The organism is Prevotella sp. SGI.167 (assembly GCF_050313615.1).
In the GTDB taxonomy this organism is placed as follows: domain Bacteria; phylum Bacteroidota; class Bacteroidia; order Bacteroidales; family Bacteroidaceae; genus Prevotella.
The window spans coordinates 172,514-195,539 of record NZ_JBNPLT010000002.1 but is presented as its reverse complement, the minus strand read 5'-3'; the positions used below and the strand labels follow the sequence as shown (position 1 = coordinate 195,539).

Sequence of the window (23,026 nt, the reverse complement as noted above, 5' to 3'; positions counted from 1 at the left end):
ATTCCTCTTTTTCCTTTTTTACGATGTTCTTCTATGATGTTTCTTTTTCACGATGATGTCTTTATTTTACGATGTCTGCTGCATAGATTCCCATCGCCTTATAGCCTGTTGGGTTAGGATGGAGCCAGTCGTTGCTGGCGTATTCCCGCTTCATTCTTCTGTCATCATTCGGGTCTTGCAGGAGCTTGGCAAAGTCGAGAATGCCGTCTACGTTTCTTGCCTGACTGCGAATCCAGTCGTTTACATAGAGTCGGGCAGCTTCGTGGAAGTGGGTATAATATCCTGCGCCCTTGAATGGGGTGATGGTGCCGAGATAAACTTTCATCTTCCGGGCTTTCGCCTTCTTCACCATTCCCTGTATGCTCTCAATAATCTGGCGTGCCACCGTTTCGCTGTTTCCGCTTCTGGCTGCACCGATGTCGTTGATGCCTTCAAAGATAATCACCTTCTTCACGCCGTTCTGCATCAGGACATCCCGGTCGAAGCGCTCCTTGGCGAGGGCACCGAAGCCACCCGGAACGGTTATGCGGTTGTTGCCGATGCCCAGGTTCAGCACACCCTGATTGGTTATCTTATGCTTCAGCTGCAGCATCTCCGACATCACGTCGGGCCATCGGTTCTGAGCATTGTCGGTAGAGCATTTGCCGTCGGTGATGGAATTTCCGAGGATGGCGATGGCACTCATGTTGTTGCTCATCGTATAGACATCGATGCCGCTGATGTTGTACCAATGGTTCTCTCTGAAAGCCTTCTCAAAGTTGGAGTGGGCATTGGTTACTCCCTTCATGATGTAGGAGGTGGTGCGGGAACCCATGTGAACGGTCGGCACTTCGGGAGCCGAGGTATAATTGATGGTGATGGCTACACGCTCCAGATTTCTGAGATTGAACTTCAGGGCATCGCTCACAATCTGCTTGCCGGCAGGGATGACGGTCTTGTAGCTGTTGCCGAACTTGAAGTATTGTGCCGTCTTGGCATCGATGGCGAAGGAATCCTTGGCATGTGCGATGTAGATGGAGCGGATTTCCACGGGTTGCATCGAATAGATGTTGCTCAACTTGAGGCGAATTACGTCACCTCCTATGCTAACCTTTACCACCTGGCGTACCGAACGGTTAGTCATGCAATTATTATAGGGCATAAATGATCTGACTACAGTTTGCGGAGCTGTGGCCCAGGTGCCTACCCAGTTCTGTGCGGAAGAAACAGTTGATATGGCACAGAATACCATTAATAAAACTAATAATCTTTTCATCATAGATGCAAAGTTAGCCACAAAAACCAACAAAAGCAAGAAATTTAAAAACTTTTTTCATAAAACTTTGGAGAATGTGGAGAAAAGTTGTATCTTTGCCTAAATTTCTAACTAAAATAATAGTCTATGCAACCAACAAAAAGTTTTGCGATTCCTTTGTCGTTCATTGGAATCATGTTTTTCTCTTTGGGCTTTGCCCTGGGTATTAATTCCTTGCTGGTGCCTGTATTGCAGGGTTCGCTGGGTATTTCCAACGCAGCCTCTTATCTCATCATCGCAGCCACCTTCATTCCGTTCCTTATTTTCGGTTATCCTGCCGGACTCACCATCAAGGCTATCGGTTATAAGAAGACGATGTCACTGTCGTTTGTCATCTTCGCAGCAGCATTCTATCTCTTCATCCTTTCTGCCGATGAGAAGAGTTTTCCTCTGTTCCTGCTTGCATCTTTTGTAAGTGGTGCTGCCAATGCCTATCTTCAGGCATCTGTCAACCCTTACATCACCATTCTGGGTCCTTTGGATAGTGCAGCCAAGCGCATCAGTATGATGGGTATCTGCAACAAGCTGGCGTGGCCAATCCCATCTATGTTCATCGTATGGCTGTTGGGCAAGGATGTGCATCTCATCGGAATCGAGGATTTGTCCAAGCCATTCTGGATCATCATCGGAGCCTTCCTGGCTTTGGGTGTTCTGGCATTCCTGGCTCCATTACCAGAGGTGAAGGCTGCCGGAGAGGATGATTCTGAGGAAGAGGAGTCTGCTGCCTGCACTTATGCTGCAACCAAGACCTCTGTCTTCCAGTTCACTCACTTGCTTTTGGGCTGTCTGGCACTGTTCCTGTATGTAGGTGTTGAGACGGTTTCTCTCGGTACATTGGTAGATTATGCCAATTCTCTGGGTTTGCCTGGTGCTGCTAACTATGCCTGGATAGCTCCTATCGGTATTGTTATCGGTTATATCTGCGGTATCATTCTGATTCCTAAGTACATCAGTCAGGCAGTAGCCTTGAAGCTCTGTTCGTTCCTGGCAATTGCCGGAGCTTTGCTGGTGGTTCTTACCCCAGCCGAGATTTCCATCTATTTCATCTCATTGATGGCATTGGGTTGTTCTCTGATGTGGCCTGCTCTCTGGCCATTGGCAATGGCAGATCTGGGTAAGTTTACCAAGGCAGGTTCTTCATTGCTCATCATGGCGATGTTTGGTGGAGCCGTTCTTCCTACGCTCTATGGCAGTCTGAAGGATGCAGTAGGTGCTCAGCAGGCATATTGGCTCTGTCTCCCTTGCTTCCTCTACATTTTGTATTACAGCATCCACGGCTACAAGATTCGTTCATAGTATCGTTTCTTATCAGCTGAGATCATAAAATAAGGTGTATCCTCTTTAGCCTTCGATGATGAAAGGCTAGGGGATACACCTTATTATATTATAGTCCTTTAATTTCCTGCTCTGTCAAACCAGTAATAAAAGCAATCTGCTCTATGCTCAATCCATTAGCCAGCATTTTGCGGGCAATGTCATTTTTCTCTTTGGTTCTTCCTTCTTCCATACCTTCCAGTCTTGCATTTCCCAAAACATCATTTTGAATCATGATGGCATTGATGTGCTCATCGTATGCATAACGTTCTGCATCCGACATGGAATAGTATTTCAGTTTCTCACGAGCTTCCTGCAGACCTGGTGCCTGGGTGTCTGGAGAGATGACTCCATTTTTCAGGTATTCAACCCATTCTTCCAATGGTGATTTAGCCACCTTATTGAATTCATTAACTCGAACCAGAATATAGGTTGGGAATATCTCTGAAGGCGATTTCCTCACTATCGTATCTTTCTCCTTAGTACTGATGATCAGGTGGTCTTGGGTATGCAAGCCCACGAAATTGTTCTGTCCCACATAGATGTAGTCTGATCCCTTGCCCAGATCAAAGTACAGAATGCTGATTGAATATACCTTCTTCACCTCTTTGTAGGTATTTCCCAGATTGATATGCTCTGTAATAGCTTTGGCTACTCCATAGAGCACACGCTCCAGATAATATAGCTCACTTGTGTTCTGTATCTCGACGATAATGATTTCTCCCTTGTTATTTTTCGCCTTGATATCAACCCTGTTGAACTTATCATCAGCCTGCTGCTGATTACCTTCACTTTCCAGGATTTCAACAATCTTGATAGGTTCATTCAAAAACACAGTCAGGAAGCCCTCAAGCACCCCAAAGTTCGCCTTCTGGCGAAGCAAACGCTTGATAGCCCAGTCAAAACGTATGTATCTATCTCTTAGCTCTGTCATATTTGCCTCCTTGGTTTTAATGATTCACTTATCCTTCTGCTGCAAAAAAACTTTTATTATGCTTGATAATAAATAGTATCTTCTGCATTTGACGGTTTGTATATACCAGCATCTGCGAACAGTCCTTCAAAGCATAAATCTTCGTCTAATTCAGGCCAATGAATACCATATCTACTCAATACGAAAGCCTTACGCTGGGCAGGTGTGGCGTTAGCAAGACGGTTCCAACGACTGAAAGGATAGTTAGCCTTCCAGCCATTTTGGGTTTCTGCCCAAATATGGGCATCGTCAACCCAAACGCGATTTACTCTATATTGCTCCATAATATCTTATTTTTGATTAAAATACTCTTTCCATCTATCTATAATGACCGCCTCATTCTCAGAAATAATAGATTCTATCAAGGCAATATCATGCTTTTTGAATCCATGATTATAAATCTGGGTTAGAGGAGATACATTGTATTTTGCTTCATTTCCATCCTTGATAACATGGACATGAATTGGTTCATGATCATTAGAATAAAACATGAATCTGAATCCGAAAAATATAAATATTGTTGGCATCGTTTCTTTTTTCTGCAAAGATACGCTTTTCTTCTGAAAGATGCAAGGAATTTTGGAAAAATGTTTGAGGGTGAGGGAGATAACAAAAAAAGCAAAGAAAAAAGGCTTTTTTGTTGTCACTATCAAAATATTTATGTACTTTTGCAAAAACAAAAAACCCGGGGTCATCACCAGCATCGAATAATCTGGGAGAGGGCCTTACCGGGACTGCGCTGCAAAGATAAGAATAAAAATGGAATATACCAAAGATTTTTTCGAAAAAGTAGCCTCATTCCAGTTATTGCCTGGTTATGGCACGATATTGCCCTCTACTGGGGCAATTTTGCGCCATTGCCGGGCAGAAAATAATACGTCGGGAGGAAAATTTCGGCAGGACTATCATCGTGATTTGGAATAGGGGGTGCAGCTTGAGCTGTTTTGCCCGTAAAAATCCTACTCTCGATTTCACTCTTCACTCTTCACCAAATCGCTTGAAACACCGATAAACACTGGGGGTGCGAGTGGTGAAGAGTGAGCTCAACTCTTCACCACTCTTCACCTGATGCAAGAGGATAAACGCTGAGCCGCTTACTTATCACGAGGCTCGGTCATCATTGATGACCAGCGCTGGTCTTCAATGATGGCTGAAGCAGGGAGCATGGAATGATCTCGGAGCCTCAAAAAATACAGGGTGAAGAGAGGTGAAGAGTGGTGAAGAGTGCATAGCCACTCTTCACCCGTGCAAACCTCTTATACACAGTTGGTTATGTCGTATTTGTGAAGAGTGAAGAGTATTTTTGAAAGTAGCTCTCTATTCATCAAACAACAACTACGAGGTAAGCAACCACTTCCATACTGGTATCACTTCAATCTTCAAGTCATCCAGTTCTATCGTTTCCTCTTCATCCATCGTGATAACAAAAAGTCTACTTCCTGGATACCTCTTCTGATAAGCATTCAAAGCCCCCAATTCCCGCTCACGAGTAGCAGCATCCTTGATACTATACGACACTTGGAAAGCACATTGATGCTCAAAGAGACAAAAGTCCACCTCCACATTATCATGATAATAGAAGAGATCTTCCCCATACTTCTCATGCAGGTGAATGGCTACCAGATTCTCCAAGAGAGATGTTTCTGGATCAAAGAGGAATAGACTCAGAAAACCATTATCTATAAAGTAATACTTCTGGTTCGACATTCTATCTTGTAATTTTGCGTAAATGTTTTCTATGGAGAAGACCAGGCAAGTGTCCTTGATATATCTCAGATAGTCCACTATCGTCTCTTGCTTTACCTTTCCAGCCACAGTAGAAACCAGATTAGCCAGTCTGTTATAAGACTGTGGCTGCTTTACGCTCTCAGAAAGTTTACGTATCAAAGTCTTCATCGCCAGAGGGTTACGGATTCCGTATCTGGTAATTAAATCTCCAAAGTAAATCTTGCTGTATAGATTGCCCAACCACTCTCGCTTAAACTGATTATCAACAATCACCAATTCTGGCAAACCGCCAATATGAAAATACTCCAGAAAAGCCCTCTTGAGGTCAGAATTTTGCAGATACTCCCACTGCGCAGGCAAGGAGATATGCTGGGCTGTCAAGTATTCCTGAAAGGAGAAAGGAAAAACGGGTTGCACCATATATCTGCCACCAAGCGTAGTAGAAATCTCGCTACTCAGCATCTTGGCGTTGCTACCAGTGATATATACTCTATATTTCTGGTCAGCAAGTCTGCGTGCAAATTTCTCCCACCCATCAATGATTTGTATCTCGTCGAGCATGAAGATAGGCTGATGCCCATACATCTCCTCGTAGGCCTGCTTGATGGCATCCAGGTCGGAAAGCTGGAGATTTTCCAATCGGTCGTCCTCAAAATTGAAGTAAAGGATTTCCTCTGGCAGATGTCCCTGAGCTATCATCTCTTGGGCACGCTGATATAGCAAGTAAGACTTACCGGCTCTTCTTAGTCCTACCAGCACATAGTTAGAATGAGATTCGAAGCTGATGTTTCTTTTCACCATCTCCACATTCTGAATCATCCTTTGGTTCTCCGCTATCAGCAGTTTTGCTATTCTCTTGTCCATAACTTCCGTTTTATGTTAATCTGGGTGCAAAGATACAACATTTTCCTTTATAAAGGAAGAAAAGTCGTAAGATATTTCCTTTATAGAGGAAACTTTTCCCAAAAAACTTTCCTCTATAAAGGAAACTTTCTTTAAACTCCTTCGAAAAATGTGTAGGAAAACCACATTATTCCCCCGAAAAATGTGATTTTTCATACGTAATCCTCTGATTATGAGTCTCTTTTGTAAAAGAGGCTAAAAAAACACCAAAATGGACTCTCCGAACCAGTCTCCTGCCATACGAGCGAAACGAAGTTTCCAAGATACTGAATATTCCTCTCTATATGCTCTTTGTTCTCGGAAAGGAACTGGAGGCTGAAAGCTAAAATCCTGAATGGGCGACATTTTTTATATGAACTGTCGCCCATTTCTTTACATTTTATAAGGAAAAGTACATAAAAATCGGATATTTATAACAAAATGTAGCATTAAGTGCAACTTTTTCTGAAAAAAGTTTGGCGGTTTCCTAAATAATGCTTAATTTTGCACCCGATTAAAAATATTCTTTAAAATTAAGTAAGTTTTAGACTTACAGGCTCTTATATAAAATAACGTATAAAGAGCGATTCCCCCTCCACCTCGGGGCAAGAGGTGGGATGCAAATGATAGGCCAAAGTCTCTGAGGGACGGCTGGTCATTTAATTCATTAAAATGTAGAGAGAAAGAAATAACAAACATTATATATTCATTTAAACGAGGGAGATTTATGGAAAAAAGACTCATGACAGTAGTTGCAGGTCTTGCTCTCAGTACGAGCATGGCATTTGCACAAAGTCAAATCTCTGGTAAAGTTACTGCTTCTGAAGATGGTAGCCCTATTATCGGTGCTTCTATCAAGGTTGTAGGAACTAACACAGGTACAGTTACCGACATTGACGGTAACTTCTCATTAAGCGCTCCAGCTGGTGCCAAGCTGGAAATTACTTATATTGGTATGCAGAGCAAGTCTGTAAAGGCAGGCAAGAACATGAAGATTGTTCTGGATGCAGACAATCATTCTCTAGACGAGGTGATGGTTGTTGCCTTCGGTACAGCTAAGAAATCAGCATTTACAGGTTCAGCTACAGTAGTAGGTTCAGAGGAACTCTCTAAATCTCAGGTATCTAGTGTTACTAATGCATTGGCTGGTGCTGTTCCTGGTGTACAGTTGACTTCTTCTAACGGTGCTCCAGGTTCAACTTCTACTATCCGTATCCGTGGTTTTAGTTCTTTGAACGCAGGTAACGATGCTTTGATTATCGTTGATGGTGCTCCATATAGCGGTGATTTGAGCAATCTTAACCCTAGTGATGTTGAGTCTATGACAGTATTGAAGGATGCAGCATCTAATGCTCTTTATGGTGCTCGTGGTGCTAATGGTGTCATCATGATTACTACCAAAAAGGCTAAGAAGGCTGGCGATGCAAAAATCACTTTCGATGCTAAGTATGGTTGGAATAGCCGTGCTTTGCAGCATTATGACGTTATCACAGACCCTGCTGAGTACTACGAGATGCAGTATGCTGCATTGAAGAATAATTATATGAGCAATGGCATGGATGCTGATGCTGCCTGGAAGGCTGCTAATGCTGCTCTTCTTGGTGAAGTAACATCAGGTGGTCTTGGTTATAATATCTGGACTGTGCCTGATGGTCAGGTTCTTGTTGGCTCAAATGGCCGTATGAATCCTAATGCAACATTGGGTCGCCTTGTAAACTATAAGGGGCAGGATTATTGGATTACTCCTGATGATTGGGAGGATGAAGGTACTCGTATTGGTAAGCGCCAGGAGTATAACCTCTCTATCAATGCAGCTAATGAGAAGTCTAACTTCTATGCTTCTTTGGGTTACCTTGACAATGAGGGTATCACATATAAGTCTAATATGAGACGTCTTTCTGGACGTATGCGTGCAGATTACCAGGCAAAGAAATGGTTGAAGGTGGGTGCAAACTTGTCTTTCTCTCATTACAGCAGTAATTCATTGTCAGACAATGGTAATTCTTCAAGTACTGGTAATATCTGGGCTTGTACTTCTCAGATTGCACCAATCTATCCGCTCTTTATCCGTAATGCTGATGGTACTCCTAAGGTTGATGCTAATGGTATTACCATGCGCGACTATGGAGATGGTACAAACGCAGGTCTTCCACGTCCATTCCTGACAAATGCCTGCCCTATACAGGATGTCTTGTTGAATACTCGTAACAGCCAGGGTAATGCAGCTTCTGCTAATGGTTTCATGGATATTGAATTCCTGCCAGGCTTGAAGCTGACCATTAATGGTACTTACAATCTTGATGAAACTCGTGGTAACAGCGTACAAAATGGATACTATGGTCAGTTTGACTCTACTGGTGGTCTGGTTTCTATGTCTCATGGGCGTAGTTATGACTATAACTTGCAGCAGTTGTTGAACTATACTACTACTATTGCAAAGGTACATAATGTAACAGCTTTACTTGGTCATGAGTATTATGATAGACGCTACTATGAACTCGGTGCTTCTAAGTCAAAGATGTTCTCAGATGAAAATACAGAACTTGATGGCGCTGTAGTTGATGGCAAGAGTGCATCATCTTATCAGACACGTTATAACAACGAAGGTTTCTTCGGTCGTTTGCAGTATGATTATGACAACCGTTATTTCGCATCTGCATCTCTCCGTACCGATGCTTCTTCACGTTTCGCCAAGGATCATCGTTGGGGTACATTCTGGTCTGTAGGTGGAGCTTGGCTCATCAATAAGGAGAAGTGGTTTAAGGCTCCGGTTGTTGACGAATTGAAGTATAAGGTTTCTATTGGTCAGCAGGGTAATGATAATATCGGTTCTTACCGTTATGTAGATGTTTACCAGATTACCAACTCTGATGGCAATATTGGTACTTCTTTCTACTCAAAGGGTACAGAAGATATCACTTGGGAGAAGAATACCAACTTCAATACTGGTGTTGAGTTCTCTTTGTTCAAGAACAAGCTCAGTGGTTCTTTGGAGTATTACTATCGTAAGACTACAGATATGTTGTTCAGTTTTGCCGTTGCTCCATCTTTGGGATACAGCAGCTACTACGACAATGTGGGTGACTTGTATAATACCGGTTTCGAGTTGACATTGAATTACAATGCTGTTCGTACAAGAAACGTAACATGGGACGTTAACTTCAATATTGCTTCATTGAAGAACCGTATCACCATGATTCACCCAGACAAGAAGACATCTACTATCTATGATGCAGATGGTAAGCCATACTATGGTTATACAAATGGTAGTTTCTTCGTTACAGAAGATGCTTCCATGTATTCATGGCGTTTAAAGGAATTTGCTGGTGTTGATCCTAAGACCGGTGAGTCACTTTGGTATAAGAATGAATATGAGAAGGATGCAAATGGTGCAGATATCTTGTATGATGCAGATGGTAATGTTGTTGATGCTTCCTATAAGGGTGTTACCCACAAGAAGGTTACAGGTCGTACAACAACCAACGTGAACAGTGAGGCTGATTACTATATGACTAATGAGACAACAATCCCTAAGTTCTATGGTGGATTCGGTACTACAGTTCGTGCTTACGGATTTGATTTCTCTATCAACTGCTCGTTCCAGATTGGTGGTAAGGGATATGATGGTACATACGCTACTTTCATGTCTTCACCAAGCTCAAGCCACAATGGATACAACTTCCATAAGGATTTGTACAAGTCTTGGTCTGAAACCAATACAGAGAGCAATATTCCTAGATTCCAATACGGTGAATTGTATGGTGGAGCAGGTTCTACACGTTTCTTGACAGATGCTAGCTATTTGAATATTGAGAATATCAATTTGGGCTACACATTGCCATCAAGCGTAGCACGTGCAATCTCATTAGAAACTTTGCGTGTGTATATGGCATGCGAGAACGTAGGCTACTTCTCTAAGCGTAAGGGATTTGACCCACGTCAGACTTATTCTGGCGCAACCAACGCTTCTTATTATTCACCAATGAGAACAATCTCTGTAGGTGCAACAGTTACATTCTAAACTTTTAGATTAGAGAAAAATGAAGAAAATTAATAAAATATATTCAGCTTTAGCGCTGACTGCAGTTTTGGGTCTCACTAGCTGTATTGATGAGACTTTCCCAAAGGAGAGTGTTGCTACTTCTACGCAAATCAGTCAGTCAGCAAGTGCTTTGGAGGGTTCCGTAAATGGTATTCCTTCTCAGATGAGTCAGGGCTACCTGGTTTACGGATCACAGGTAGAGGAGATTGATATGGCATACCCTATGTTTATGATTGCGCAAACAGAACTTATGGGTGATATGTATCCTGGCGGTGACAACGTAGGTTACGACTGGTATTTAGGATTTAACACTTTGAGTTACAATGTTGGTCCAAATTCAGCAGAATCATACTTGCCTTGGTTTACTTTATATAAGTTCATCAAGTCGGCAAATGATATTATCTCTACCGTTAATATCGAGGATCCAAATGCAACTGATGCACAGAAGGGTTATGCTGGTATTGCTTATGCATGCCGTGCATTTGACTACTTTATGCTGACTGCATTCTACGAGCCTATAGAGAACAAATATACAGATGTATCTGCAGTTAAGGGCTTGACAGTTCCTTTCGTGCTGGAAACAACAACTCCTGATGAGGCAAAGAACAATCCACGTGTTCCACATGATGAGATGATTGCTTTCATCCTCTCTGATCTTGATAAGGCTGAGAGTTGCCTGAAGAACTTTACTCCTAAGACCAAGCAGGTTCCTTCTTTGGCAGTAGTATATGGTCTCAAGGCAAAGGTTTACATGTGGGATGAGGATTATGCAAATGCTGCTAAATATGCCCGCCTGGCTATTGAAACATCAAAGGCTCAGCCAATGAGTGAGACTGAGTGGACTGATCCTAAGTCTGGTTTCACAAAGGCTTGCAACTCTTGGATGTGGTATCTCACTTATTCTGCCGAGAATATGGGTAACCTCTGCAACTTGATAGGTTGGGTGTCTAATGAGGACGGTTGGGGCTACTCAACTTTGACCAAGCCTATGATTGATAAGTCTTTGTATGACAAGATTGGTACTTCAGACTTCCGTAAGCATGTATTCCTGGATCCGGAGAAGTACAACTACTATGAATATCAGACTTGCCGTGACAAGGAATTCATTGAGGATGAGTTGCCAGCATACGCTTCATTGAAGTTCCGTTGCGCTAGTGGAAACTGGGAGGACTTCAAGGTAGGTGCAGCTGTAGATGTACCGGTTATGCGTGTTGAGGAGATGTACTTCATCAATGCCATCGCTACAGCAGCTTCCGAGAGTGTGGAAGCAGGTAAGGCTATTCTTACAAGTTTCATGCAGACCTATCGCGATCCTAACTTCAATTCAAAGGCTCAGGATTTGCGTGACTTCCAGATTGAGGCTCTCAACCAGATGCGCATTGAGTTCTGGGGTGAGGGTAATGCATTCCCAATTGCAAAGCGTCTGAAGGTAGGTACTATGCAGAACTATGCTGGTACTAACTGTACTGCAGATATCTTGAAATTGAACTGCGAGGGAATCAAGCCAAACTGGAACTTTGTTATTCCAACAACTGAGGTTCAGTCAAATGTTGCTTTGGAGGGTAAGAACAATCCTGATCCAACAAAGACAGTAGAGTGTCCATCACCAGAAGGTAAATATGGTGCTCCAAAGACCAAGTAGAGATACAATACATAACGTTTCTAAAATCGAACAATTATGAAATTGAATAAAATATATTTGTCACTCATCGCCATGCTGTCATTGTTTATGACAGCATGCTCAAGCGATGACTATGATTGGGCTACCGTTACTGGAAATCAGGTATATTTCAGCAGCGAGTTGGACAGCATCATGGAGATTTCCACCAAGGCAACAACCTTTGAGGTTCCTATTTCACGTGTTAATGCAGATGAGGCAATTTCTGTTCCTTTGAAAGCAGAGCAGGAAGCAGGAAGCATCTTTACTGTTCCATCTAATGTAGAATTCAAGGCTGGTGAGAAAACTGCAAAAGTTGCTATCTCATACGATCCTAGCAAGATTACTTTTGGTAAATATGAGAAGATGACTCTCTCTATTGCAGATGATAGCTACTCAACAGAATATGGCTACGGTACTTTTACATTCAAGGCTGGTGCCACACAGTGGTCTGATTGGGCTCCATTCAACTCTGCTGGTACTGCAACATTTAAAATGTCTCTGTTCTGGCAAGGTGATGATGCTGGTCTGAAGTTCTATGTACGTCACAATACAATTGAGACAAATGAATATCAGTTCCGTATTGACCAGTGCATGGCTGGTACCTCTTTGGTAATGAACTATGACAAGAATACAGGTATTGTTTCAACACCAGTTCAGTCTACCGGTTATCATCATTCAAAATATGATGAGGATGTAATGGTTGCTGACATGGATGCATATCTTGCTTCTTTGGGTAAGGAGAATACACAGAAAATATATGGTTCTTTTGATGAGGAAAAGGGTATCATAACATTGCCTTTGGTATATTTTATCAGTAAGGGTGTCTTTGCAAATGGTTATGAATATATCTATCTTGATGGATATGACCGTAAGGATGTAACTTGTGATATTGCGTATGCAGGAAAGTTTGTTGATCCAAAGAATAAGACCTCAGTTCTTGCTAACGTTACCTTGGGTGCTGATGTAACTTCAGCTAATGTAGCCTTGGTTCCTGGCGAGTTGACCCAGGAAATCTTTAATGCAATTAAGGATGGTTCTTATCAGAATGTTCAGGAAGTAAAGGAAAGCGGTGAAGTTAGATTCGATGCTTCTGAAATGGAGGCTGGTGACTATACTTTGGTAGTTGTATCTTTCTATAAGGGTGAAGCTCAGGATTACAAGACCGTTTCTTTCAAGTACACCACAGGTGATGCGAAGAAAGACACCTGGAAGGCTCTCTACACTGGTATTTATACATACGGTGCAAAGTCTTACAATGAAGATGGAAGTTCTTTCTATGAAGGTCAGGATGAAGTAGTTCTTTATCAGGATACAGAGAATCCTTCTCGCTATAAGGTTGCTCCATGGGCAAACAGCGAAGCAAACGAGGGCTTGATCTTTACCATGGATGACAATGGTACTATTGTAGTTGACCACTGTGAGACAGGTGAAGCTGATAAGCAGTATGGTACAATTTATGCTACCGACTTGGTAACCTTGGGTGCTGTAGAAGCAGGCAAGGGTTTTGATAGTAAGTATGCTGATGGTACATTCAGTTTCTACTTGGCTTATCATGTAGAGCAGGGAGCTTTTAGCATGGAGTTGAATACCTTGAAGCTTACTGGTGAAGCTGGTGCAAAAGCTAACAAGGCTAGAGCATTCAAGGCTGTAAAGAAAGCTAAGAATAGTAAGAAGACTGTTCTTCCTTTCTTGCAGAAGACAATTAAGCCTATATTCTCTCTCAAATAATAATGTTGGGATATGCATGTTTCCAACATCATAATTAAATTGACTCCAGTTGGAAAATCCAGCTGGAGCCTTTTTGTTTTTTTTATTAAGGATTTTAATATGCTAATGAAAAGATTACTATTGCTTTCTTGTTTCTTTTCCTTAGGTATGGTGGCTTTTGCCATTCCTGCTAAAAAAGGAACCAAGAAACCTATAAAGTTGAAGGACGGAACATTTGTTCTTGCAGAACTGAAGGGTGACGAATTCAAAAGTTATTGGCAGGGAGAGAATGGCGATTGCTATATTGTTGATCCTGATGCTCATTCCTTCCGTAACATTGAGTTAAAAGAATTTACTCCTTTTTCAGAGAAGGGAAGAGATGTAGTAGCTAAGGCGCGTACAAGGAGAAGACAAAAGAATAGTACTTCTCGTGCTAGCTTAGGTAATCCTGATCATATCCCTTATCTTGGTAAGAAAAAAGGATTGATTATTCTTGCTGAGTTTCAAAACAAAAAGTTTAAGACTAGTCATAATCTTGAATACTATCAGAACTTAGCTAATCAAACAGGCTTTACTACTCCTTATGGGCATGTAGGTAGTGTAAAAGATTATTTCCTTGCTCAAAGTAACGGACAGTTTGAGCTGGATTTTGATGTTGTAGGTCCAGTAAAATTACCTAATGATTATGCTTATTATGGGGCACATACCAAGGATGGTAGCAACGATAGCAAACCTGGCACCATGGTAGCGCAAGCTTGTATGCAGGCTAGTGAGAAATTTGGTGTAAACTTTGCTGACTATGATTGGGATGGAGATGGAGAAGTTGATCAGGTCTTTGTCTTATATGCTGGTCAAGGTGAGGCTGCAGGTGGTGACGAAGATACTGTTTGGCCCCATGAGTATCAACTACAATATACTGAATGGGGAAGTCAGTTGACTTTCGGTGATGTTAAAGTAGATACTTATGCTTGCGGTAGTGAGCAGTCTGTCACTATCATTAGAAACAATTTCACAGGTACTTATCAGTTGAAAGAATTTCCTGATGGAATAGGTACGATTTGCCATGAATTCTCCCATTGTCTGGGATTTGCAGATATGTATGATGTAAATTACAGTGGTAATTATGGTATGGGAAGTTGGGATATTATGGATACGGGCTCGTATAATGGAAATGGACGTGGTTATAATCCGGCCAACTATACTGCATACGAAAGATTTTATGCTGGTTGGTTAGAGCCTTATGTGTTGGATAAACCTACAACAGTAAAAGGTATGCGTCCTTCTGGTCAATATGGTCAGACTTTCATCATTTATAATGAAGCTAATAAGAACGAGTATTATCTGTTAGAGAATCGTCAGCAGCAAGATAAATGGGATCAAGCTTTGCCTGGTAGTGGATTAATGATAACGCATGTGGATTTTGACCCAATTATTTGGGAGATGAATCATGTAAATACAAATGTAAACTATAGTGCTACGTATGGTGAAGAGTATGCTAAATACGACAATGATCACCAGCGTTGTACCATATTCCATGCAGATAATTCGATTAAAGATGATGAGCGTACTGATTTGTATCCTGCAGATGGAAATAATAGCTTGACCGACACATCAGAACCATTTGCCATGGTCTATAATGCTAAAGCTGATGGAAGTAAGTTGATGGGTAAGTCTATTACCAACATTGTTCAAAATGCTGACGGTACCATCGATTTCGATTTCATGGGCGGTAGTACAGAAAATATTATCTCTGGTATACACGACATGTTGATGCCTAATACTACTTCTGCAAGTAAAAAGATATTTACTATAGATGGTAGATATGCTGGGGAAAACTTGAATGCTCTTAGCTGTGGAGTTTATATTATTAATGGTAAAAAAGTAGTTAAGTAAGATATAAGGCTTTTAGCAAACAGCCAGAATGACTATATAAATATAAGGTGCATCTTCCTGACTTACGGTGAATGGCTCACCCTCGGCATCAGCAACAGTTACTGCAACAGTAGCCTTGGATGCCTCAGGAACAGTAGTCTCACCTTCAGGAGCGGTGAAGACAAGCGATGACCCTCTGTTCGACAAAGAGGCTTTGAGATTAGTTAAGCTGATGCCTCGCTTTGTTCCTGATGGGGAAGGCAAGGTGGTTGCCGGCTCCGTAGAAATTCCCGTCATGTTTCGATTGAAATAATATATAATAAGGTGTATCCTCCTTGCCCATACATCGGGCAAGCGAGGATACACCTTTTTCTTTTTATCTCCCTCACTCTCAAACATTTTCCTATAATTCCTTGCTTCTTTCAGAAGAAAAGCGTATCTTTGCAAAAAAAGGATTACCTGTAAATGCGTGGGGGCTCGAATAGATGCCCCTACTTAAAATTTATGGCACATGTGCCACTTTTTTAAAGTAGAAGCCTATTCTAATATGTTTCGTTGCAAAAGAAAATCAAACAAGCTTATGAACAAGATGCCTGCTTCATTGTGATGAGAAACAATATTGTCCTTTACTATGATTATCTTCTGGAAGTTATCTGAGATATGTTTTAGTGATGCTGATTTTTGTTCTATCTTTTCCTTATCAGGAAGAGCAAGGGCAGACTGGATGTAATAACGCTTAGAGCCATTGTTGACTACAAAATCTACTTCCAATTGCTTGCGTATCATTCCTTGTTGCGGCGTTCGGGTACGAGTTTCTACCATACCAACATCCACAAGATAGCCACGGCATCGTAATTCATTGTATATCACATTTTCCATGAGATGGGTTTCTTCTATTTGACGGAAATCCAGAAGGCTATTGCGCAGTCCTAAGTCTACGAAATAGTATTTAGACAATGTACCGATGTACTTTTTCCCCTTAATGTCATACCGCATCGCTTTCTCTATCAGGAAGGATTCTTGCAAGAATCCTAAGTAATTGTCGATTGTTAACGGAGACAGGTCTGCATTGCTTACGCTCTTGAAAGTGTTGCTCAATTTATTCGGATTGCATGGTGAGCCTACCGATGATGCCATTACTTTAACAAGAGAGTCGAACTCCAAGTTTTTCTTGACATTATTTCTGTCTATCAAGTCTTTTAGATACACCGTAGTATAGAGATTACGCAGATAACTCACCTTCTTTTGCTGGGTATCCAAAGACAAGATTAAAGGCAAACTGCCATACGTAATATAATCTCGCCATGCATCTTCTTTGTTGCCATCGTAAGCCGATACATATTCTGAAAAAGACAGAGGGTAAATACGTATTTCATCACCTCTTCCTCTGAACTCTGTGGCAATGTCGGAAGATAGAAACTTAGAATAGCTTCCTGTTACGTAGACATCCACATTGTCTATATGAAGAAGACTGTTCAAGGCTCCAACAAAGTTGTTTACCATTTGAACTTCATCCAATAGGACATAATGAATTTCAGAATCTTTGATGTTACCTTTAATATAGTGTAGCAGTTTCTTGGGGTCACAGTATTCATCGTTCAGTATATCATCCAAAGCCAGAGATATAATATGATCTGGAGAAATGCCATCTGCCAGGAGATGATCTCTAAACAACTTGAATAGAAGATATGATTTGCCACATCTTCTGATACCTGTAACTATCTTTATCAAGCCATTTTGTTTGCTTGATATGAGTTGGTTGAGATAATATTCGCGCTTAATTTCCTTCATACTACTTAAAAATTCTGGCACATGTGCCACTTTTTTTAAGTGCAAAGATATGCGAAAGTAGAGTTCTAACCAAAAATTTTTAGATTTATTATACTAATAAGATGTATCCCCCTAGCCTTTCATCATCGAAGGCTAAAGAGTATACACCTTATTTTATATAAATACGATATACTCTTTCTAGAATTTCTTGGAATACTCACTTTCTGTTAATGCCGTTTCGGAAACAGTAAACGAAGTGGTACTGCTATTATTGAAGAAATTACCCTCGTAACGGGTTAACTTACCCTTTACCAGATGCACATTGTCAAAATTGCACTCCTTGATGACCTTGCCATTCTTGTCCTTAGCCTGCGACTTTACATGAAGATTCTCTACATCATCAGCCTTCAAAAGCGTATAGACCGTGAAGAATAAATGATTGTACTGGTACTTCTTGGCATCAAATACTCTTTCGTAATGGATAGGAGCCTCTGTCTTGCATGTGCCGGTAGCAGGATTGAATACCACACCGCAATCTCCGGAAATCTCTATGGATTCGCCGGCTACATTTAATGGAGTTTCAATAGAGCTCCTGAGAACGAAGGCACTCACGCCCCGTGACAATGTGGCATCAAAAGTCTGGTTGCTTACTTGAGGACTGACCGTAATATCCTTATAGGCATAAACCATATCGGTGACCTGATCATTCGGAAATCTGACTTCGGTAGCCGACTTGATGGAAATACGATTATCCAAAGGCATAGGGGTGACTGCGGCTACAGCAACCATGTGGTAAGTGCCTTCAGGAACATCGAAGGTTACCTTGCCGAAATTATCGCCCAGACTGTCTTGTCTTACGACATAGCCTGAATCATTCTCGGAATCAATAGGTATCAATGCTACCTCCAGTTCTGAAAACCTGTGGCAGGCTGCCAAGGTCGTTTTGTTATCAGCACGGGTGGAATGCATACGTGCCGATGAGACATCTGAGGCAGAAGAGATATCTTCTATCGTTTTCTCGAAGAAGCTAATGCTTACCTCATGGTTAGTTACCTGTGATGATTCGTTCATCACGTTTTCCTTGGAACAACTACATAAAAGTAGTATAGCGGAGACCAGCATCAGGCCTATGCTTTTACTCTTGTTCATCTTCTTCTTTTCGTGTGAGTCAGACGCCGGAACCCCCGGTATTATCGGCTAGTACGCATTTGAATGATACAAGCAAATGGCTTTTGTACTAACGTTGCACAAAAATAGTGAAAATATGAATCCGTTGTACTTTTATTGACTTATTTCTTTGTTTTCTTAACAATTTATAACGAAAGAGGGCGATACACCACTGAGAATGCATCGCCAGAGAGAACATTGGCAATGTCGCCATCACTTTCTACTACGAGGGTAGGGGCGATGAGTGACTTCAGAATGGGTTGCTGTTACCATTGTCAGAACCATCGGAGTCGATGATGACACCATCAATAACGAAGATAGGTTGGGAAGTGGCATTCAAAGAGTTGGTACCGCGGATGCGCATGATACCATAACCTACGACGACAACTTCGTTCAGAGCCTGGGCATCTGATTCCAAAGTTACATCAATAGGACCATTGCCAACTTTAATTTCTTTATCCTTGTAGCCAAGATAAGAAATCTGGAAAGTTGCACCTTTAGGAGCCTTCAATACGAAGTTCCCATCTAGGTCGGCGACGGTAGCTGAGTTTGGTTGCCCCTTAACACGAACTGTCGCTCCAATGACTGGGCCATCGTCTGCGACTACTGTACCTTTTACATTACCGTTTTGAGCCACTGCAGTCTGATATGGGAATGCAACGAATATAAACAGCAAAGACAGGTACTTTAAAGCATTACCTGCATGTTTCATGATTAATTGGTTTTTATGATTTAATTGGTTTAAAACTCGTTCGTTGGTTTATATACGAATTTTGTTTTTATTGATTTTCTGCTGCAAAGATATGCCCTTTTTCGTAAAGTGCAGTATTTGTATCTTGCGTGTTTTTAAATGTTTCATGTACGATAAAACCGACATATTAGGGCAAAAAAAGGGGATACGCAGCAGCAAATCCCCTTTATACCTTATTATATATAGACGTTTTAGTATTCGTATAGCTTGATGTGGAGTATTTTATTGTCGCCACATGAGATGCGGGCATGGCGTCCCTGGTGGTCCTGATCGCCATTATCACGGCGGATAAACTGTAATTTACCGTTTTTGTCTACTTCAACCTGGTCAACATATCCGATACCGATACGTTTGCCTTTGAAAGTTGCGGTTTGTTTCTTTGTTTCGGTTCCACCGTTGTCAACAAATCCGTCCTCACCGAGTTTCTTTTCTTCAGCTTGCGCTTTTTCTGTCTTACTTTGGAAAACTACGACGATACCATTACCAGCTATGATGTATTCGTTCTTGGCTAGTTTCACGATTAAGCCACCGCCTTCTGGCCATTTACTCCCATCTGTAGCGCGAGGATCCCATGGTAGCGTGAAGAAATGGCGGCAGGTCATGGTAATATCTCCATCTTCAATGATGCGCTCTTTATCTTCCTGGTCGAAGAGTAATCCCCAGTTTTTACCCTTTCCCTGATGCTGGAGCAGGAGAGGAGAGAGCTGATTGATAACCTTGTATGAACGTCTGAGACTGTTCTTTACCTTGAAGTTAGCTTCATCGAGAGCAAACGGACTGAAACTGATGGCATCTGTTTCGCCGAAGGTATAATATGCCTTTACGCCGCTATTGATATCGCATTTCACTTCTGGAGTGAAGAAAGGATTGTCGGCACGCTTGTATTTCTCTACCCATCCCTTATAACCGGTATCATAGATATCTGGTGCAAAAATATCGATACTTGGTGCACCACATTTCCAGATGTCAATCAGATGGGCAAGTGGGCCGGCAGAAGGGTATTCGCCTGGTTTTCTGCCACGGCTGTTCATTGCTGCATTTACATACATCGGAATATTGTAGATGGCTTTGCCGGCTGAGGCTAGCTGCTCTACATACTTGGCATAATAATATGCTTGGAATTTCTCGTCAGCATAACGGTCTGTTCCGAAAACTTCTGCCCATGTTCCTTTCTTCTTGAGCTTGAGTGCCTTGAGCAATGAAGCAGGAACGGGTTGTCTGTAAGCTTTTTCGGCAAGAGGAGAATGATCGCGGGCAGATTCGAGCATGCCGATTTCGTTTTCTACCTGCATCATGATGACGGTATTCTCTTGACTGTCTACAGCTTTGATGTGTTTCATCAGTTCGCAGAATGCTCGCTTGTCTGCTTGAAGCAGGTTATCGCTGAAGGCTGTGCATATCTCTAATGGCTTACCGTTCTCTGTGAGTGAACGAGGGAAACGCTTGGTGTTTTCCTTTACCCATAGTGGAGCATAGCAGCTCATGGAGTTCTTCCAGGCACCGAACCATAGGAAGACAATCTTCAAGTCATGCTTACGGGCAGTTGTGATGACGCTGTCTACGAGTGCAAAATCATATTTGCCCTCATTAGGTTCTACAAATTCCCAATATGCAGGAACGAAGACGGAGTTGACTCCGCTATTCTTCATCTGTTTCAATGCTTTTCTGATGTCGGCAGGACTCGTTGCGGCAGAGTTGCTTAACTCACCAGCCAGGAGAAGCATCGGCTTGTCATTGACAACAAGCTGGGTTGCGGAGCCTTGCTTCTGCAGTTTCACTCCTGCTTGTATATTGATGCAGCATAATAATGCTAGAAAAGATAATACGATCTTATTCATAAATCTTCATTTTAGAGAATGTCTGAAAATACTTGAGACAGGTATTGCGCCATTCCTTGGCGTTTTCCAACTGCACATTGAGCAATGAATCGGTATGTTGCCATTCCTGCTCATGCCCCTTCATATACTGCTTGGCTGAGGTATGCCAGAAGTCGCGGTATACTTCTACCATCGCTACACCCATGTTGTACTTCATGCAAAGTTCCTGCCAGAGGGTGCTTCCTGATTTCATCTTGTAAGTCCAAGGCACATGATGGAACCAGAGGAGATATTCCTCAGGGCAAGTTGCGATGTTGTCATACAGACTGCGATATGGTTCCGGATACTGACCTACGGCATCTGTACCTTTGGATGAGCGGTCGAAACCTACACCCTGAGCATCTGCCTTGTGATAGTATACTGGGCACCATTCCAGAGGATAACTTGCAATGAAACCATCAGGTTCCGGACCGTAGTGGTGATCGAACTTGAAGATATGATGTAAGCCCAATGGCATCATATAGTTGACGCAAGCTTCACGTGAGGTCATCATCATCATCTCTACAGGTTTGGTGAACTTCTCATCCTGGTTTTCGTAGGTCTGTACGAGCCATTCATGAGCAATCTCTTCAGCTGTAAGTGAAGGATTCCATGCCAATCTGCCGAAAGCATACCAGTTTGCCTGTGAGAAAGGATGACCACACCAGTTGGCATCATCACCGATATTGGCTACACCTGAGATTCCAACCAGTTTGTTTGGATTGACAAAATCAAAGAATTCCTTCCACATTGGGGCGAGATAGGTGAGGTGCTTAGACTGACCAAGATATTCCTGGGTAATCTGAAGTTCTGCTATCTGTGGAGTCTGTTTGATGTTGTCGAAGATAGGAGCGTATGGCTCACGAGGCTGGAAGTCGAGCGGGCCGTTCTTTGACTGTAGGATTACGTTGTCACGGAACTTGCCATCCATACCTTTGAATTCGCTGACAGCTTGCTTTACACGGTCTTCTCCCTTATGGTTGGCACCATAAACAAAGCTTCGCCACATGATAATGCCACCGTATGGTTTGACGGCATCGGCAAGCATGTTGGCTCCATCGGCATGGGTGCGGTGGTAATCGCCAGGACCAGGCTGGCCTTCAGAATTGGCTTTTACCAGGAATCCGCCAAAGTCAGGGATGGTAGCATATATTTCCTTTGCTTTTTTCTTCCACCACTGCTGAACCTTCTTATCCAGTGGGTCGGCAGTCTTGGTATAGCCCAATGCCATAGGAGAAGCAAAGTTGATGCTGAGATAAACTCGGATTCCGTATGGACGCAGGATGTTGGCGATGACCTTCACCTTATTAATGTATTCAGCAGTCATCATTTTTGGTGATGCATTTACATTGTTCAGTACGCTTCCGTTGATTCCGAGCGATGCGTTGGCACGGGCATAGGTGATGAGACGGTCGTGAAGACTCTTGCTGATGCTGCCACCCTTGCCGTTTTTGCCGAGTTTGATTTCTTCCCATTTGAAGATGCTCTTGCCGGCATAGCCACGTTCGATGCTGCCATCGAGATTATCCCAATGGTTGAGGACGCGGAGACCCACTTGTGGTTTCTCGGTTTCATCTATAGCTTTACTGAAGTTCTGTTGATTGCCGCTACCTGTGTTGTAGGCATCGGTGTTCTGAAGTCGAATCAGCTCGTAGGCACCGTAGAGCAAGCCGATAGGATTGCTGGCGGTGATAGTTGCTTCATACTGAATGTTGTCGCCTTGCTGTGCAGGACGGGCATAGAGGTTATAGCCCTCGCCAAGATTCAGAGCCTTGTCTATCTTTAGCTCAACATTCTTGCCACGCCAGTTGTTTTCCAACTCCTGCTTGGCAATCTTGGCTGTTGCATCATCGGGCAACTGTGAGATGACTTGGCATGAGTTAGCATACTGCTTTCCTAGCCATAACTGTGAGCCATCACTCTGTGCAGAAACATGGAGTGATGTAAGTACTGTAATTAATAAAATAAGGTATTTCTTCATATCTTTGTAGATTGTTAATTTGTATTATT

17 protein-coding genes are annotated in these 23,026 nt (G+C 42.3%); 6 read left to right on the top strand and 11 right to left on the bottom strand.

Annotation, left to right across the window (positions count from 1 at the left end):
* Positions 1 to 61: 61 nt before the first annotated feature.
* Entirely contained in the window at positions 62 to 1,255 is a 1,194-nt protein-coding gene (locus ACQRBJ_RS02265; RefSeq protein WP_445302764.1) for an SGNH/GDSL hydrolase family protein, read from the bottom strand.
* A 126-nt stretch (positions 1,256 to 1,381) separates the two neighbouring features.
* Here ACQRBJ_RS02265 and gluP point away from each other — a divergent pair, with 126 nt between their 5' ends.
* On the top strand, positions 1,382 to 2,590 hold the full coding sequence (gluP, locus tag ACQRBJ_RS02260) for a glucose/galactose MFS transporter (protein ID WP_294968829.1): 1,209 nt from the start codon (positions 1,382 to 1,384) through the stop codon (positions 2,588 to 2,590).
* A gap of 88 nt (positions 2,591 to 2,678) precedes the next feature.
* Here the strand turns inward: gluP and ACQRBJ_RS02255 are convergent, their stop codons facing one another.
* From ACQRBJ_RS02255 to ACQRBJ_RS02245, 3 genes are read right to left on the bottom strand one after another with little or no spacing between them, the layout of a single operon-like run.
* Positions 2,679 to 3,542, bottom strand: a complete 864-nt coding sequence (locus ACQRBJ_RS02255) for an Rpn family recombination-promoting nuclease/putative transposase (RefSeq protein WP_445302757.1) — start codon at positions 3,540 to 3,542, stop codon at positions 2,679 to 2,681.
* Between the two features lie 56 nt (positions 3,543 to 3,598).
* The gene (locus ACQRBJ_RS02250; protein WP_153097229.1) at positions 3,599 to 3,865 is read right to left on the bottom strand and encodes a DUF2442 domain-containing protein; all 267 of its coding nucleotides are present in this window, start codon (positions 3,863 to 3,865) and stop codon (positions 3,599 to 3,601) included.
* Positions 3,866 to 3,871: 6 nt separating this feature from the next.
* Positions 3,872 to 4,072, bottom strand: coding sequence for a DUF4160 domain-containing protein (locus ACQRBJ_RS02245; protein ID WP_287624802.1), 201 nt, complete (start codon positions 4,070 to 4,072; stop codon positions 3,872 to 3,874).
* Between ACQRBJ_RS02245 and ACQRBJ_RS02240 the strand changes: the two genes are divergently transcribed.
* A complete protein-coding gene (locus tag ACQRBJ_RS02240) occupies positions 4,040 to 4,456 on the top strand; it encodes a hypothetical protein (RefSeq protein ID WP_445302765.1) in 417 nt (138 codons plus the stop codon). The two genes, ACQRBJ_RS02245 and ACQRBJ_RS02240, sit on opposite strands and share 33 nt — an antisense overlap.
* Before the next feature lie 460 nt (positions 4,457 to 4,916).
* Here the strand turns inward: ACQRBJ_RS02240 and ACQRBJ_RS02235 are convergent, their stop codons facing one another.
* Complete coding sequence (locus ACQRBJ_RS02235) at positions 4,917 to 6,173, bottom strand: ATP-binding protein (RefSeq protein WP_445302756.1); 1,257 nt, start codon at positions 6,171 to 6,173, stop codon at positions 4,917 to 4,919.
* Positions 6,174 to 6,918: 745 nt separating this feature from the next.
* Here ACQRBJ_RS02235 and ACQRBJ_RS02230 point away from each other — a divergent pair.
* The 4 genes from ACQRBJ_RS02230 (at position 6,919) to ACQRBJ_RS02215 (ending at position 15,493) form a co-directional block, all read left to right on the top strand.
* Entirely contained in the window at positions 6,919 to 10,212 is a 3,294-nt protein-coding gene (locus ACQRBJ_RS02230) for a SusC/RagA family TonB-linked outer membrane protein (RefSeq protein ID WP_445302755.1), read from the top strand.
* Between the two features lie 19 nt (positions 10,213 to 10,231).
* Positions 10,232 to 11,875, top strand: a complete 1,644-nt coding sequence (locus tag ACQRBJ_RS02225) for a RagB/SusD family nutrient uptake outer membrane protein (RefSeq protein ID WP_288231945.1) — start codon at positions 10,232 to 10,234, stop codon at positions 11,873 to 11,875.
* A 36-nt stretch (positions 11,876 to 11,911) separates the two neighbouring features.
* Positions 11,912 to 13,621 (top strand): hypothetical protein, encoded by a 1,710-nt coding sequence (locus tag ACQRBJ_RS02220; RefSeq protein WP_288231944.1) that lies wholly within the window; start codon positions 11,912 to 11,914, stop codon positions 13,619 to 13,621.
* Positions 13,622 to 13,726: 105 nt separating this feature from the next.
* A complete protein-coding gene (locus ACQRBJ_RS02215; protein WP_445302754.1) occupies positions 13,727 to 15,493 on the top strand; it encodes a M6 family metalloprotease domain-containing protein in 1,767 nt (588 codons plus the stop codon).
* 12 nt (positions 15,494 to 15,505) lie between these two features.
* Here ACQRBJ_RS02215 and ACQRBJ_RS02210 read toward each other — a convergent pair whose 3' ends face one another.
* The 6 genes from ACQRBJ_RS02210 to ACQRBJ_RS02185 all read right to left on the bottom strand — a co-directional run bounded on the left by ACQRBJ_RS02210 (position 15,506) and on the right by ACQRBJ_RS02185 (position 22,997).
* On the bottom strand, positions 15,506 to 15,871 hold the full coding sequence (locus ACQRBJ_RS02210) for a hypothetical protein (protein ID WP_445302753.1): 366 nt from the start codon (positions 15,869 to 15,871) through the stop codon (positions 15,506 to 15,508).
* A gap of 138 nt (positions 15,872 to 16,009) precedes the next feature.
* Positions 16,010 to 17,263, bottom strand: a complete 1,254-nt coding sequence (locus ACQRBJ_RS02205) for an ATP-binding protein (protein WP_445302752.1) — start codon at positions 17,261 to 17,263, stop codon at positions 16,010 to 16,012.
* Positions 17,264 to 17,440: 177 nt separating this feature from the next.
* Positions 17,441 to 18,313: a FimB/Mfa2 family fimbrial subunit gene (locus ACQRBJ_RS02200; RefSeq protein WP_445302751.1), complete on the bottom strand. Its 873-nt coding sequence runs from the start codon at positions 18,311 to 18,313 to the stop codon at positions 17,441 to 17,443.
* Positions 18,314 to 18,659: 346 nt separating this feature from the next.
* Positions 18,660 to 19,121: a carboxypeptidase-like regulatory domain-containing protein gene (locus ACQRBJ_RS02195; RefSeq protein WP_445302750.1), complete on the bottom strand. Its 462-nt coding sequence runs from the start codon at positions 19,119 to 19,121 to the stop codon at positions 18,660 to 18,662.
* A 230-nt stretch (positions 19,122 to 19,351) separates the two neighbouring features.
* Entirely contained in the window at positions 19,352 to 20,998 is a 1,647-nt protein-coding gene (locus ACQRBJ_RS02190; RefSeq protein ID WP_445302749.1) for a DUF5597 domain-containing protein, read from the bottom strand.
* Complete coding sequence (locus ACQRBJ_RS02185) at positions 20,991 to 22,997, bottom strand: alpha-glucuronidase (RefSeq protein ID WP_445302748.1); 2,007 nt, start codon at positions 22,995 to 22,997, stop codon at positions 20,991 to 20,993. Before ACQRBJ_RS02185 ends, ACQRBJ_RS02190 begins: the two co-directional genes overlap by 8 nt.
* Positions 22,998 to 23,026: the final 29 nt, after the last annotated feature.